The following is a 14,710-nucleotide window of genomic DNA, read 5'->3' on the forward strand; positions in this document are numbered from 1 at the left end:
AAGCCATGGAGAATCTTCGATGTCGAAACTGCTTCTGCTCTTGCCCGCCATCGCTGTGGGCGCGCTGGTTGCCCTGCAGGCGGGCAGCAACTCGCTGCTGGGGCGCCAACTGGGTCATCCGCTGAGTGCCAGCCTGACCTCGCTGGGTGTCAGCCTGGCGGCGGTGATCATTGCGCTACTCGCGTTTCGCGTGCCGCTCCCGGCCGCCGCAGGAATTGCCGCCACGCCCTGGTGGGGCTGGCTGGGTGGGCTGTTCGGTGCGGCGTATCTGACGGTGGCGGTGATGCTGGCGCCGCAGCTGGGCGCGGCAACCTTCCTCGCCTGTGTGGTAGCAGGGCAGATGCTGATGTCGGCGTTGTGCGACCAGTACGGTTGGGCAGGGTTTGCGGTGCGGCGCTTGTCGCCGGAAGGCTATCTGGCCATCGGGCTGATCATTGCCGGGGTGATGTTGTTGCAGTGGCGGGGGAGGGTGGCGTGAAGTATCGCTGGCTGCCGGCGTTGGGCGGGTTCGCGAGCAAGCTCGCTCCTACAGTCAATGCCGACTTTGGAGCTTTTTTTGTAGGAGCGAGCTTGCTTGCGAACCGCGCGAACCGCCGCCGCTGCGAACGAACGGCGGGCGGACTTATCTCAAGCTCAGATGCCGACTCAACAACGCCCGCAACGCCGCTGGCTTCACCGGCTTGGGCAGGAAGTCCAGCCCGGCCGCGTGGATCTGCGCCACCAGTTCGGGGCGGGCGTCCGCGCTGATCACCACGCCCGGCACCGGTTCACCCAGGCGCGTGCGTAGCCAGGCCATGAGGTCGGTGCCCAGTTCGCCGTCGTCCAGGTGGTAATCGATCAACGCCAGTTGCGGGCGCGCATCGCCGTCGAGCAGCGCCTGGCATTCCTCGCGGCTGCGCGCGGTGAGCACGCGGCAGCCCCAGCGGGTCAGCAGGCTGTTCATGCCGGTGAGGATACTGTCTTCGTTGTCCACGCAGAGCACCTGCGCACCGTTGAGCTGTTCCGGGGTTTCCACCTTGTGCCCGTTGAGCGGCGCCGGGGCCGGCTGGCGCGCCAGTGGCACGCTGACGCTGAAGACGCTGCCCTTGCCCGGCCAGGAGCGGACTTCCAGGCGGTGGCCGAGTACCTTGCACAGCCGGTCGGCGATCGCCAGGCCGAGCCCCAGGCCCTTTTCCGCGCGGGTCTGGTGGCTGTCCAGGCGTTTGAATTCTTCGAAGATCACCTGCAGCTTATCCGGCGGGATGCCCGGGCCGTGGTCCCAGACTTCCAGGCGCAGATGCCCGGCCTCGCGACGTACGCCGAGGAGCACATGGCCCTTGGCGTAGCGGAAGGCATTGGTGAGGAAGTTCTGCAGTACGCGGCGCAGCAGCTTGATGTCGCTCTCCACGCGCAGCTTGCTGCCGCGCACGTGGAAGTCGATGCCGTGCTCCTGGGCCAGTACACGGAATTCCACGCCGAGGGTGTCGTACAGGTTGCTCAGCGGGAAGGCCGCGACGTCGGCGCTGACGCGGCCGCCTTCCAGCCGCGAGATGTCCAGCAGGTCGGTGATCAGGTCTTCCGCCGAGCGCAGCGAGGAGTCCAGGTGGCGCACCAGCTCGGTGGCTTCCTCGGGCAGTTTCTCCTGGTGGGCGAGGGCGGCGGAGAACAGCCGCGCGGCGTTCAGCGGCTGCATCAGGTCGTGGCTGACGGCGGCGAGGAAGCGCGACTTCGACTGGTTCGCCGCCTCGGCCGTGCCCTTGGCCTCGGTGAGCGCCTGGTTCAGTTGCGATAGCTCGAAGGTCCGCTCCTGCACCCGCTGTTCCAGGCTTTCATTGGCGTCCTTCAGGCCCTGCTCGGCATCGCGGTAGTTGGTGATGTCGGTGAAGCTCATGACGAAACCGCCGCCGGGCATCGGGTTACCGATCAGCTCGATCACCCGGCCATTGGGGAACAGCCGTTCGGAGGTGTGCGGCGTGCCCTGGCGCATCCAGTACAGGCGCTTGGCCACGTGCAGGTCCGGGTCGCCGGGCCCGCACAGGCCGCGCTCGGCGTTGTAGCGGATGATGTCGGCAATCGGCCGGCCGACGTAGATCAGCCCGTCCGGGTACTCGAACAGCTCGATGTAGCGGTGGTTCCAGGCCACCAGGCGCAGCGACTGGTCGACCACGCTGATGCCCTGGGTGATGTTCTCGATCGCGCCCTGCAGCAGCGCGCGGTTGAACTGCAGCACTTCGGAGGCTTCGTCGGCGATCTTCACCACGTCCTCCACCTGCATCTCGCGGCCTTCGATGGCGGCCTTCACCACGGCGCGCGCGGACGAGGCGCCGAGTACGCCGGCGAGCAGGCGTTCGGTGTGGGCGATCCATTCGTCGTTGGCGTTCTGGCTGGGGGTGAAGCCCTTGCCCTGGCGGTAGGCGAAGCGGATGAAACTCTGCCGCGCGCGCTCCTCGCCGACGAAGCGGGCGGCGAGCATCAGCAGGTCTTCCAACTGCACCGCGAGCATCGAGCGCGAGCTGAGCTTCTGCGAGATTTCCTGGCCGATGAAGCGGCTGGCCTGCCAGTGCTCCGAGACGCGGGTGCGGGAGAACACCGAGACCAGCCCGAACAGCGCGAAGTTGCCGATCAGCGAAAGCAGCACGCCCAGGGTCAGCGGCTCGATGGACAGGCCGAACGGGCGGCCCGCCAGCCAGGCCAGGCCGGGGAAGGTTTCCAGCGGCCAGCCCAGGCCCTTGGCGACCACCGGCAGCACCAGCGTGTAGGCCCAGAGGAACGAGCCGGCGGCCAGGCCGGCGAATACGCCGCGGCGGTTGGCCTGCTTCCAGTACAGTGCGCCGATCATTGCCGGGCCGAGCTGGGCGATGGCGGCAAAGGCGATCTGGCCGATGGTGGCCAGGCTCGCGGTGGACCCCAGCAGTCGGTAGCTGACGTAAGCCAGGAGGAGGATCAGCGCGATGCTCACCCGGCGCACGGTCAGCAGCCAGTGGCGGAACACCTCGAAGGGCTGCTCGGCCTCGCCCTTGCGGCGCAGCAGCCAGGGCAGCAGCATGTCGTTGGAGACCATGGTGGACAGCGCCACGCTGGCGACGATCACCATGCCGGTGGCCGCCGAAGCGCCACCAATGAAGGCCAGCAGGGCCAGCGCCGGATGCGCCTCGGCCAGCGGCAGGCTGATCACGAAGGAATCGGGCATCACGCCGGCTGGCAGGTGCATCTGCCCGGCCAGGGCGATCGGCACCACGAACAGCGCGGCCAGCACCAGGTAGATCGGGAACACCCAGCGCGCCAGGTTCAGGTCGCGCGGTTCGATGTTCTCCACCACCAGCACGTGGAACTGCCGCGGCAGGCACATGATCGCGGTCATCGCCACGCCGGTCTGCAGCAGCATGGCCGGCCAGTGCACGGTCTCCTTCCAGTACTCGTTGAGCTGCGGGGCGACGCGGGCCTTGTCCACCAGGTCGCCGAAGCCGTCGTAGAGGCCGTAGGTGACGAAGATGCCGACGGCGAGGAAGGCAGTGAGCTTGACCAGCGATTCGAAGGCGATCGCCAGCACCATGCCGCGGTGGTGCTCGGTGACGTCCAGGTTGCGGGTACCGAAGACGATGGTGAACAGCGCGAGGATCAGCGACACGATCAGCGCCGTGTCCTGGGCACGGATGCCGGTGGAGTCGGGGCCGGCGCCGATCAGCAGGTTCACCCCGAGGACGATGCCCTTGAGTTGCAGGGCGATGTAGGGCAGCACGCAGACCACGCAGATCAGCGCCACCACCACCGCCAGCGCCTGCGACTTGCCGTAGCGCGCGGCGATGAAGTCGGCGATGGAGGTGATGTTCTCCTGCTTGCTGATCATGATCATCTTCTGTAGCACCCAGGGTGCGAAGAGCATCAGCAGCACGGGGCCGACATAGATCGGCAGGAATGACCAGAGCTGGTCGGCGGCCTGGCCGACGGCGCCGAAGAACGTCCAGCTGGTGCAGTACACCGCCAGCGACAGGCTGTAGACCCAGGCGCGGACACGCGGCGAAAGTGGGGCGCGACGGCGGTCGCCATAGAACGCGATGGCGAACAGGACCGCCATGTAGAGCAGGGCGACCGTTGCGATCAACCCACTGGACAACGACATGCTGACTCCGGAAATGAACTGGCTCCCCCGCAGGAGCGCTGGCAGCAGTTTCGCACCAAAGTCCGGAACTGTCAGACGCCTGCTACCAATGTCTCAGTGGCGCTGTGTCGCGTCTCACACTTGAGAGCTGGACGCGGGGCTGGTAGCTTGCCGGCCTTTTCGCGGTCCGTCCGTCGCACCCGCCCGGGTACGCGGCACTTCGACGGGCCGCTACGCTCTGATGTGAGCGATGATGTCGCGTCGTGTTTCGAGGAGGGCGCCATGTTCAGACCGTTACCCATCACCTTGCAGCGCGGGGCCCTGCGCCTGGAGCCGATGGTGGAGGCCGACGTGCCGGACCTGGTGACGCTGGCGGAGCAGAACCGCGATGTCCTGCAGTTCATGAGCGCTCCGGGGCGCCCGGACTGGTACCGCCAGGGCCTGGCCGACCAGCGCGAGGGCCGCGCCCTGCCGCTGGTGGTGCGCCTGGGCAACCAGATCGTCGGCACCACGCGGTTCATGGACTTCCTCCCGGCGCTGCCGGCCTGCGAGATTGGCGCCACCTGGCTGGACCAGGGCCAGCACGGCAGTGGCCTCAATGCCACCATGAAGTACCTGATGCTGCGCCACGCCTTCGATAGCTGGAAGATGGTCCGCGTGCAGTTCAAGACCGCCGCCAGCAACGAGCGCTCCCAGCGTGCCATCGAGAAGCTCGGGGCGGTGCGTGAGGGGGTGTTGCGCAACCATCGGCGCCTGGCTGGCGGCCGGCTCGACGACACCATCCTCTACAGCATCACCGACCAGGAATGGCCGCAGGTGAAGGCTGCGCTGGAAGCTGGGTTCGCCGGCTGAGTGATACTCTGCACCGCTTGCCCCCTCACCCTAACCCTCTCCCCAAGGGAGAGGGGACTGTTCGGCGCAGGAGGAAACTATCGTGTCAGCCGGCACAGACGGCTCCCTCTCCCTCTGGGAGAGGGCGGGGGTGAGGGAAAGCCCGGACGCCATTTTCCAGTAATGGCTGATATGCCTGCAGGGCACGGCATACGAAGAGTCCCTTGACGGGAGTGGTAGATGGCAGAAGACCACGCAAGCGGCGAACGCACCCGCTTCTGGCGCGCCCAGGAGCTGGGCGGCGTCGAGCTGCTGCACGCGCGCTACATCGAGCAGGTGTTCTCGCCCCATGTCCATGAAGGCTTCGCCTTCGTCATGATCGAGCAGGGTGCGCAGCGCTTCCACCATCGCGGCGCCGAGCACTTCGCCCCGGCCGGCAGCGTGGTGCTGATCAACCCCGACGAGGTCCATACCGGCTCCAAGGCCGACGAGGCCGGCTGGCGCTACCGCGGTTTCTACCCGGAGCTGGCGCAGGTTTCCGGCGTGCTGGAGGAGCTTGAACTGGGCAAGGGTGGCACACCGTCTTTCGATGCCAGCGTGGTGAATGATCCGGAGCTGGTGCAGGCGTTGTTCGCCGCCCACCGCCTGGTGGATTCCGACGCCACTGTGCTGCAGCGCCAGACCTGCTGGCGCGAGGCGCTTCTGCTGCTGTTCCAGCGCCATGCGCGAATTCCCGAAGCGCCGCCGGCGGGCAATGAACCGCTGGCGGTAGCGCGAGCCCGCGAGCTGCTCGGTGCAAGGCTGATGGAGCCGCCGTCGCTGGAGGAACTGGCCGCCGCCGTCGGACTGTCGCCCTTCCACTTCGCTCGGGTGTTCCGCAAGGCCACCGGGCTTCCTCCTCACGCCTGGCTCAAGCAGCGCCGACTGGAGCAGGCGCGGGCTCTGCTCAAGCAGGGTTGCATGCCGGTGAACGTGGCGATGCAGCTGGGCTTCGCCGACCAGAGCCATCTCAGCCGGCAATTCAAACAGGCCTATGGCGTCGGCCCCGGCGAGTACCGCCAGGCCTGCGCGCGGTCGTTCCGGTCGGCCTGATTCCCCGGTGCCATTTTCAGCCAGGTCCCGCCACTGAGGGGCTGCTGGCCAATTGCTGCGCCAGATGAACAGTCGTTCGGCATGCCGAAAAGAGAATCTGAGTCAACCGGAATATTTTTTCATTTGCGATACATTTGCATTTACAAAATTTACAATCAGTTCTAATTTGCCGCCCCTTCACGAAGTACCCGGGGAGGGGGAAGCATGTCGCACGTTCGTTCGTGGTCGCGCCTGGCGATCGCCGTTGCCCTGGCCACGCCGCTGCTGCCGGCGCAGGCCGAAGAAGACACCAAGGAACTGGAGACCGTCACCGTCGTCGGTGACTGGCTCGGCGAGGCCGACCAGCAGGTGGTGCAGAACCACCCCGGCGCGCGCACCGTGGTACGCCGCGAGCAGATGATCGAAGAGGGCGCGCAGAACGTGCGCGACGTGCTGCGCGGCATTCCCGGCGTGCAGGTGCAAGACAACAACGGCACCGGTGGCAGCGATGTTTCCCTCAACGTTGGCGTGCGCGGCCTGACCTCGCGCCTGTCGCCGCGCTCCACCGTGCTCATCGATGGCGTCCCGGCCGCCGTGGCGCCCTATGGCCAGCCACAACTGTCGATGTTCCCGCTGTCGGTGGGCAACCTCGACAGCGTCGACGTCGTGCGTGGCGCCGGTTCCGTGCGCTATGGGCCGCAGAACGTCGGCGGGGTGATCAACTTCGTCACCCGGGCGATTCCCAAGGAGTTCTCCGGCGACGTCGGCAGCACCGTGGAAACCGCTTCCCACGGTGGCTGGAAGAAGCTCTACAACGCCTTCCTCGGCGGCACCGCCGACAACGGCATGGGCGCTGCGCTGCTGTATTCGGGCGTGAAGGGCGCGGGCTACCGCGACAGCAACGACGCCACCGACATCGACGACGTGATGTTCAAGACCCACTGGGCGCCCACAGACGTCGACGAGTTCTCCGCCAACTTCCACTACTACGACGGCAGCGCCGACATGCCCGGTGGCCTGACCCAGGCGCAGTTCGACAAGGACCCGTACCAGTCGGTGCGCGACTACGACAACTTCACCGGTCGTCGCAAGGACGTCTCGCTCAAGTACAAGCGGCAGATCGACGACCTCACCCAGGTCGAAGTGCTGACCTACTACAGCGACAGCTTCCGTGGCAGCACCATCGCCAACCGCGACCTCAAGACCCTGGCGTCCTACCCGCGCGACTACCACACCTTCGGTATCGAGCCGCGCGTGTCGAAGATCTTCATGGTCGGCCCGACCACCCAGGAAGCCAGCATCGGCTATCGCTACCTGAAGGAGGCGATGCACGAGCGCGCCAGCCAGGTCGGCCTGGTGAACAACATTCCCACCGTGCAGCCGGGCGCCGATGGCCACATCTACCAGGACCGCACCGGCGGCACCGAGGCGAACTCCATCTACCTCGACGACAAGATCGACGTGGGCAACTGGACCGTCACCCCGGGTATCCGCTTCGAGCGCATCTCTACCGACTGGCATGAGCGCCCGGTGCTCGACAACAAGGGCAAGCCGGTCCAGGAGAAGAACCGCAGCAAGGACTACAACGAGCCGTTGCCAGCGCTGGCGGTGATGTATCACCTGTCGGACGAGTGGAAGCTGTTCGCCAACTACGAGACCTCCTTCGGCAGCCTGCAGTACTTCCAGCTCGGCCAGGGCGGTAGCGGCAACGACACCGCCAGCGGCCTGCAGCCGGAAAAGGCGAAGACCTACGAAGTGGGCACGCGCTATGACAACGGCACCTGGGGTGGCGAAGTCACGCTGTTCTACATCGACTTCGACGACGAACTGCAGTACATCAGCAACGACGTGGGCTGGACCAACCTGGGCGCCACCAAGCACCAGGGCATCGAGACGTCGGCGCACTACGACATGGCTGCCCTCGACCCGCTGCTTGCCGGCCTGACCGCCTACGGCACCCTGACCTATACCCGCGCGACCTACGAAGGCGACATTCCCGGCTTCAAGGGCCGTGACCTGCCGCTGTACTCGCGCCAGGTGGCCACCGTCGGCCTGCGCTACGAGCATGATCGCTGGACCTACAACGTCGACGGCTTCGCCCAGTCGAAGCAGCGCGCGCCAGGCCCGACCACCAACTCCAACGGCAGCTTCACCGGCAACTACATCACCGAGCCGAGCGCCGATGGCCAGTACGGCAATATTCCCGGCTACGTGCTGTGGAACGCCCGCGTGGGCTACGACTTCGGCCCGCAGGCGTCGAACCTGAAGGTTGCCGCCGGGGTGAAGAACATCTTCGACCAGATGAACTACACCCGCTCCAGCGACAACAACGCGGGGATTTACCTCGGCGAGCCACGCACCTTCTACGTGCAGGGCAGCGTCGGCTTCTGACGTCGTCCCGCCCCTGGGAAAAGCCCGTCCTTTGCGACGGGCTTTTTCTTGCGCGGATTGCACTGTCCAAATGGATTTGTGCGGAAAATGTGGCTTTTCTTCACGCTGTTGCCGTCATATCCGTGCTGTCATTCCGGCTCAAGGCCGCTACGCAGGTATACAAGGACGATGTCTCAACACTCGCAATTCGCCCTACTGGGCACCAAGCGATTCCTGCCCTTCTTCATCACCCAACTGCTGGGTGCGTTCAACGACAACATCTTCAAGCAATCGCTGATTCTGGCGATCCTCTACCACCTTACCGTTGGCGGTGACCGCAACCTGCTGGTCAACCTCTGCGCGCTGTTGTTCATCCTGCCGTTCTTCCTGTTCTCCGCCCTCGGCGGCCAGTTCGGCGAGAAGTTCAACAAGGACGCGTTGATGCGTGCGCTGAAGCTGGCCGAAATCGTGATCATGGCGGTGGGCGCCGCGGGCTTCGTGTTCGGCAGCCTGCCGCTGCTGTTCCTCGCGCTGTTCGCCATGGGCACCCACTCGGCGCTGTTCGGCCCGGTGAAGTACTCGATCCTGCCGCAGCACCTGCGCGAGGACGAACTGGTCGGTGGCAACGCCCTGGTGGAAATGGGCACCTTCCTCGCCATCCTCTGCGGCACCATCGGCGCCGGTGTGCTGATGTCGCGGCAGGACTACGCCGTCGGCGTCGGCATCGCCGTGGTGCTGGTGGCCGTCTGCGGTTTCCTCGCCAGCCGCAACATTCCCCGTGCGGCCGCCGCGCTGCCGGACCTGAAGGTCGACTGGAACATCTTCCGCCAGTCCTGGAGCATCCTCCTGCTCGGTCTGCGCCAGCGCCCCGCGGTGTCGCGCTCGCTGGTGGGCAACTCGTGGTTCTGGTTCCTCGGCGCGGTCTACCTGACGCAGATCCCGACCTACGCCAAGGAGCTGCTGCACGGCGACGAGAGCGTGGTGACGCTGATCCTCACCGTATTCTCGGTGGGTATCGCGCTGGGCTCGATGCTCTGCGAAAAGCTCTCCGGCAAGAAGGTCGAGATCGGCCTGGTGCCCTTCGGCTCCATCGGCCTGAGCCTGTTCGGCATCCTCCTGTGGTGGCATTCGGGCGGCTTCCCGCAGGGCGAGCAGCCCTACAACTGGCTGGCGGTGCTGGAGCACTCGCAGTCCTGGGCGGTGCTGGCCGACATCCTCGGCATCGGCATCTTCGGCGGCTTCTACATCGTGCCGCTGTATGCGCTGATCCAGGCGCGCACCGAGGAGGACAAGCGCGCGCGGGTGATCGCCGCCAACAACATCCTCAACGCGCTGTTCATGGTGGTCGCGGCGATTGTCTCGATCCTGCTGCTGTCGGTGGCGAAGCTGTCGATTCCCGAGCTGTTCCTCGTGCTCTCGCTGATGAACGTCGCGGTGAACGTCTACATCTTCAAGATCGTCCCCGAGTTCACCATGCGCTTCCTGGTCTGGCTGCTGACCCACTCGATGTACCGGGTGGATCATCGCAACCTCGAAGCCATCCCCGATGACGGCCCGGCGGTGCTGGTGTGCAACCACGTGTCCTTTGTCGATGCGCTGCTGATTGCGGGTTCGGTGCGGCGTCCGGTGCGCTTCGTCATGTACTACAAGATCTTCCGCATCCCGGTGCTCAATTTCATCTTCCGTACGGCTGGCGCCGTGCCCATCGCCGGGCGCAACGAAGACGCGCAGACCTACGAGAAGGCCTTCGCCAAGGTCGCCGAGTACCTGCGTGAAGGGGAGCTGGTGTGCATCTTCCCCGAGGGCATGCTGACCCTGGACGGCGAGATGAACGAGTTCCGCGGTGGCGTCGAGCGGATCATCGAGGAGACCCCGGTGCCGGTGATCCCGATGGCGCTGCGGGGGCTGTGGGGCAGCTTCTTCAGTCGCGATCCGCAGAAGGGCTTCTTCCGCCGCTTGTGGTCGCGGGTCTGCCTGGTGGCCGGTCAGCCGGTGGCGCCGGAAGAGGCCAAGCGCCTGGCGCTGCAGGAGCAGGTTGCGGCGCTGCGTGGTGCGGCTCGCTGAGTTTTACGCGGCAAAGAAAAAGCCCCGGCAATGCCGGGGCTTTTTCATGGGCGTGTCGCGGTTCAGATAACCTGAACTTCGTCAGCCTGCAGGCCCTTCTGGCCTTCAACCACAACGAAGGAGACCTTCTGGCCTTCCTGCAGCGATTTGAAGCCGGTGCCCTGGATGGAGCGGAAGTGCACGAAGACATCGTTGCCGCTTTCCGGAGTGATGAAGCCGAAGCCCTTGGCGTCATTGAACCACTTGACGGTGCCGGTCTGACGATTCGACATGGAAATACACCTTGAACAATTGAATATTGTTTTGCGGAAAAGTCCGCGCTCGTCCTGAGTTGCAAGGTGCAGTCGAAGCCGGGTGGTGGGGAATGGCCCCACCAGGTCACGAGCCACAGTGACCCAAGCAAACACAGTGGCCCGCAGCATACCGACAAATTTTCGGGAAAGCGACAGCCCGCCGGTATCGAGAACCGATACAGCGTCAGTGGCTCATTTTCAGTCCGACCAGTCCGCACAGAATCAGCGCGACACTGAGCAGGCGCACCGGCGCCATGGACTCGCCGAACAGCACGATCCCGACGATGACGGTGCCGACCGCGCCGACACCGGTCCAGATGGCGTAGGCGGTGCCCAGCGGCAGATTTCTCATTGCCAGGCCCAGCAACCCCATGCTGGTGATGATCGCCAGTATGGTGAGGATGGTCGGTATCGGACGGGTGAAGCCTTCGGTGTATTTCAGGCCGACAGCCCAGCCCACTTCGAACAGGCCGGCGACGAACAGAATGATCCAGGACATGGAACTCTCCAGACGGTGGATGGAAGGAAGGGCCGTCCCCGCTGGAGCACCGGAAGGTGGTGAGGTCGTCCTCACAATGTGCATTATTTTGCACAAAATCGGTGCGCCGGGCAACCCGGCGCAGGATTCCTGCCCTATTGCGGGGCCTGCTTCTGCGCCGATGGCTCGTCGCTCATGCGGCGGAACCAGGTGGACAGCGTGGCACCGGAGATGTTGTGCCAGACACTGAACAGCGCGCTGGGCACTGCCGCCAGCGGTGAGAAGTGCGCGCTGGCCAGTGCCGCGCCGAGGCCGGAGTTCTGCATGCCGACTTCCAGCGCCAGCGACTTGCGCTGCGCCAGCGGCAAGCCGAAGACCTTGGCGGTGAAATAGCCGAGCAGGAAGCCGAAGCCGTTGTGCAGGATTACCACGGCCATGATCAGCAGGCCGGACTCGGCGATCTTCGCCTGACTGGCGGCGACCACGGCGGCGACGATGATCACGATGGAAATCACCGAGATCAGCGGCAGCACGTCGACTACGTGGCGAACCCGCGCGCCGAGCATGCGCTGGGCGACAAGGCCGAGCACGATGGGCACCACGACGACCTGCAGGATCGACCAGAACAGTGCGCCGAAGGACACCGGCAGCCAGGCCGAAGCCAGCAGCCAGATCAGCGCCGGTGTCAGCAGCGGGGCGAGGAGGGTGGTCACGCCGGCGATGGCTACGGAAAGCGCCAGGTCGCCGCGCGACAGCCAGGTCATCACGTTGGACGCGGTACCGCTGGGGCAGCAGCCGACCAGGATGACCCCTACGGCGATTTCCGCCGGCAGATGCATCAGTTGGCAGAGCAGCCAGGCCATGCCGGGCATGATCACGAAGTGGGCGATCACGCCGAGGGTGACGCGCCAGGGATGCCGGGCGACTTCGGCGAAGTCCTCGACCTTGAGCGTCAGGCCCATGCCGAACATCACTACGCCGAGCATGGGCACGATGGCGATGGTGAGCGGAGTGAACAGAGAAGGGATGAAGAACGCCAGGATGGCGAAGAGCAGCACCCAGAGGGCGAAGGTGTTGCCCATGAAGCGGCTGAGCAGGATGAGAGCACGCATGGGCCGTCCTTCTGGTTATGCAGGCCTTGTCCAGTGCCAGGCACCGCGCGGGCGCGGCGCCTGTGGGGGGATCAGATGCCTTCTGGCATCGCCTCGCCGCCGAGTGCTTCGATCAGCGCCGCGAGGAACTCGGCGAAGGTCAGCATCATCAGGGTGAAGCTGGCGTCGAGCTGGCCGAGGGCGTCTTCGCCGCCGTCCTGCTCCGCCTTCTCCTGCAGCATGTCTTCGAAGCGCAGGCGCTTGATCGCGACCTTGTCGTCGAGGACGAAGGACAGCTTGTCCGACCAGGCCAGGGACAGCTGGGTGACCAGCTTGCCGGCAGTCAGGTGCAGCTGGATTTCCTCACTGGTCAGATCCTGGCGCTTGCAACGCACCACGCCGCCGTCTTCGTGGGTATCACGCAGCTCGCACTCGTCGAGGACGAAGAAGTCGCCGGCGGCTTCCTGGGTCTTCACCCATTCGGTCAGGGTGGCGGTCGGCGCGGTCTTCACGGTCAGCGGCCGCACCGGCAGCGAGCCCAGGGCTTCGCGCAGGGTCGACAGCAGGTCTTCGGCCTTCTTCGCGCTGGAGGTGTCGACCAGGATCAGGCCGAGGCTCGGAGCGATGGCGGCGAAGGTCACCGAACGGCGGATGAAGGCACGTGGCAGCAGGGTCTGGACGATCTCGTCCTTGAGCTGGTCGCGCTCCTTCTTGTAGACCTTGCGCATCTGCGCGGCTTCGATCTCGTCGACCTTCTCCTTCAGCGCGTCACGCACCACGCTGCCGGGGAGGATGCGCTCTTCCTTGCGGGCACTGATCAGGAAGAAACCCTCGCTGGCGTGAACCAGCGGTGCGTCCGGGCCCTTGCCGAAGGGAGCGGAGAAACCATAGGTAGTCAGCTCCTGGCTGGCGCAGGAGCGCGCCGGTTTGCTGGCCAGGGCCTTTTCCAGGGCATCGGCGTCGATCTGCAGATCCTGGGTGAGGCGGTACACGAGCAGATTGCGGAACCACATGAGGGGCTAACTCCTGGACACAAAGGATGCATTATTCCGTTCGGCGCGGTTCAGGCCAACCCCGTTTCGTCATTCACCCTCTTCATCTAAGCCTTTGGAACATCTGAAAATTTTTTTCATCGAGGGGCTTGCCAGGGGCAAATGTCCTCCGTAGAATGCGCCCCACTTCGAGACGAAGGGTGATTAGCTCAGCCGGGAGAGCATCTGCCTTACAAGCAGAGGGTCGGCGGTTCGATCCCGTCATCACCCACCACTCGAGGTCCGACGCAGCGGTAGTTCAGTCGGTTAGAATACCGGCCTGTCACGCCGGGGGTCGCGGGTTCGAGTCCCGTCCGCTGCGCCACATTTCGAAAAGCCCTCAGGTAGCAATACCTGGGGGCTTTTTCTTTGCCTGCGTTTTTTCCTGCGAAAGTCTTGCCTGCGAAAACTTCCCGCCAAGAATTGCCCGCTTCGATCACACGGATTGCGTGCTGGCGGTCTGTCTTATCCTGTTAATTTTCTTATAAGTTTGCTGTGGGAACTTCTCTCTCGGCAGTGGTTCCTATTGCCCATAGCCACTGGCCACGAGCGCCTGATAAGCTCGCGGCTTCATTACTTAAGCCATGACGGCGCAAAGACAAGGATTCAGCATGAAACAACATCGGTTGGCGGCAGCGATCGCGCTGGTCGGCCTGGTTCTCGCGGGCTGCGACAAACAGGCCGCCGAAGTGGAACTCAAGACTCCTGCGCAGAAAGCTTCCTATGGCATCGGCCTGAACATGGGCAAGAGCCTCGCCCAGGAAGGCATGAATGACCTGGATTCGAAAGCCGTCGCCCTGGGTATCGAAGATGCCGTCGGCAAGCAGAAGCAGAAGCTGACCGACGAAGAGCTGACCGAAGCCTTCACCGCCCTGCAGAAGCGTGCTGAAGAGCAGGTCGCCAAGAAGAATTCCGAAGCCCTGGAAGCCGGCAAGAAATTCCTCGAGGAAAACGGCAAGCGTGACGGCGTGGTCACCACCAAGTCCGGCCTGCAGTATGAAGTCGTGAAGAAAGCCGACGGCGCGCAGCCCAAGGCCACCGACGTCGTCACCGTTCACTACGAAGGCAAGCTGGTCGATGGTACGGTCTTCGACAGCTCCATCCAGCGTGGCAGCCCGATCGACCTGCCGGTCGGCGGCGTGATCCCGGGTTGGGTCGAAGCCCTGCAACTGATGCACGTCGGCGAGAAGATCAAGCTCTTCATCCCGAGCGAGCTGGCCTACGGCGCCCAGAGCCCGAGCCCGACCATCCCGGCCAACTCGGTCCTGGTGTTCGACCTCGAACTGCTGGCGATCAAGGACCCGAATCAGCCTGACGCTGCTGAAGCCCCGGCGGAAGAGCCGAAGAAGTAACTGAGTACCTTGGTACCAGCGAAAACGCCCCGTTACCCACGGGGCGTTTTC

At 64.8% G+C, this 14,710-nt stretch carries 10 protein-coding genes, 2 tRNA genes and 1 pseudogene; 8 read left to right on the forward strand and 5 right to left on the reverse strand.

Going from position 1 to position 14,710, the window contains the following annotated elements:
* The first annotated feature begins 19 nt into the window (after positions 1-19).
* Positions 20-478: a DMT family transporter gene (locus tag L6D89_RS26785; protein WP_236201683.1), complete on the forward strand. Its 459-nt coding sequence runs from the start codon at positions 20-22 to the stop codon at positions 476-478.
* Positions 479-622: 144 nt separating this feature from the next.
* Here L6D89_RS26785 and L6D89_RS26790 read toward each other — a convergent pair whose 3' ends face one another.
* The gene (locus tag L6D89_RS26790; RefSeq protein ID WP_236201684.1) at positions 623-4,099 is read right to left on the reverse strand and encodes a PAS domain-containing hybrid sensor histidine kinase/response regulator; all 3,477 of its coding nucleotides are present in this window, start codon (positions 4,097-4,099) and stop codon (positions 623-625) included.
* Between the two features lie 232 nt (positions 4,100-4,331).
* Here L6D89_RS26790 and L6D89_RS26795 point away from each other — a divergent pair.
* The 4 genes and pseudogenes from L6D89_RS26795 (at position 4,332) to L6D89_RS26810 (ending at position 10,414) form a co-directional block, all read left to right on the forward strand.
* Positions 4,332-4,930: pseudogene (locus L6D89_RS26795) on the forward strand (GNAT family N-acetyltransferase).
* 219 nt (positions 4,931-5,149) lie between these two features.
* A complete protein-coding gene (locus L6D89_RS26800; RefSeq protein ID WP_236171547.1) occupies positions 5,150-6,001 on the forward strand; it encodes an AraC family transcriptional regulator in 852 nt (283 codons plus the stop codon).
* Between the two features lie 204 nt (positions 6,002-6,205).
* Positions 6,206-8,371, forward strand: coding sequence for a TonB-dependent receptor family protein (locus tag L6D89_RS26805; protein WP_236201685.1), 2,166 nt, complete (start codon positions 6,206-6,208; stop codon positions 8,369-8,371).
* 168 nt (positions 8,372-8,539) lie between these two features.
* Complete coding sequence (locus L6D89_RS26810) at positions 8,540-10,414, forward strand: MFS transporter (RefSeq protein WP_236201686.1); 1,875 nt, start codon at positions 8,540-8,542, stop codon at positions 10,412-10,414.
* A 62-nt stretch (positions 10,415-10,476) separates the two neighbouring features.
* Here L6D89_RS26810 and L6D89_RS26815 read toward each other — a convergent pair whose 3' ends face one another.
* From L6D89_RS26815 to rdgC, 4 genes are all read right to left on the reverse strand, one after another.
* Positions 10,477-10,686, reverse strand: a complete 210-nt coding sequence (locus tag L6D89_RS26815; protein WP_045210321.1) for a cold-shock protein — start codon at positions 10,684-10,686, stop codon at positions 10,477-10,479.
* Positions 10,687-10,891: 205 nt separating this feature from the next.
* A complete protein-coding gene (gene sugE / locus L6D89_RS26820) occupies positions 10,892-11,206 on the reverse strand; it encodes a quaternary ammonium compound efflux SMR transporter SugE (protein WP_236171542.1) in 315 nt (104 codons plus the stop codon).
* A 134-nt stretch (positions 11,207-11,340) separates the two neighbouring features.
* Complete coding sequence (locus L6D89_RS26825; RefSeq protein WP_236201687.1) at positions 11,341-12,297, reverse strand: bile acid:sodium symporter family protein; 957 nt, start codon at positions 12,295-12,297, stop codon at positions 11,341-11,343.
* Between the two features lie 71 nt (positions 12,298-12,368).
* Positions 12,369-13,289: a recombination-associated protein RdgC gene (rdgC, locus tag L6D89_RS26830; protein WP_236201688.1), complete on the reverse strand. Its 921-nt coding sequence runs from the start codon at positions 13,287-13,289 to the stop codon at positions 12,369-12,371.
* A 177-nt stretch (positions 13,290-13,466) separates the two neighbouring features.
* Between rdgC and L6D89_RS26835 the strand changes: the two genes are divergently transcribed.
* The 3 genes from L6D89_RS26835 to L6D89_RS26845 all read left to right on the forward strand — a co-directional run bounded on the left by L6D89_RS26835 (position 13,467) and on the right by L6D89_RS26845 (position 14,659).
* Positions 13,467-13,542: transfer RNA gene (locus L6D89_RS26835), tRNA-Val, on the forward strand.
* A 13-nt stretch (positions 13,543-13,555) separates the two neighbouring features.
* Positions 13,556-13,632: transfer RNA gene (locus L6D89_RS26840), tRNA-Asp, on the forward strand.
* 286 nt (positions 13,633-13,918) lie between these two features.
* Entirely contained in the window at positions 13,919-14,659 is a 741-nt protein-coding gene (locus L6D89_RS26845) for a BamJ family beta-barrel-assembly machinery protein (protein WP_236171537.1), read from the forward strand.
* The last annotated feature ends 51 nt before the right edge of the window (positions 14,660-14,710 follow it).

It is taken from the genome of Pseudomonas pseudonitroreducens, assembly GCF_021603645.1.
Taxonomy (GTDB): Bacteria; Pseudomonadota; Gammaproteobacteria; order Pseudomonadales; family Pseudomonadaceae; genus Pseudomonas; species Pseudomonas pseudonitroreducens.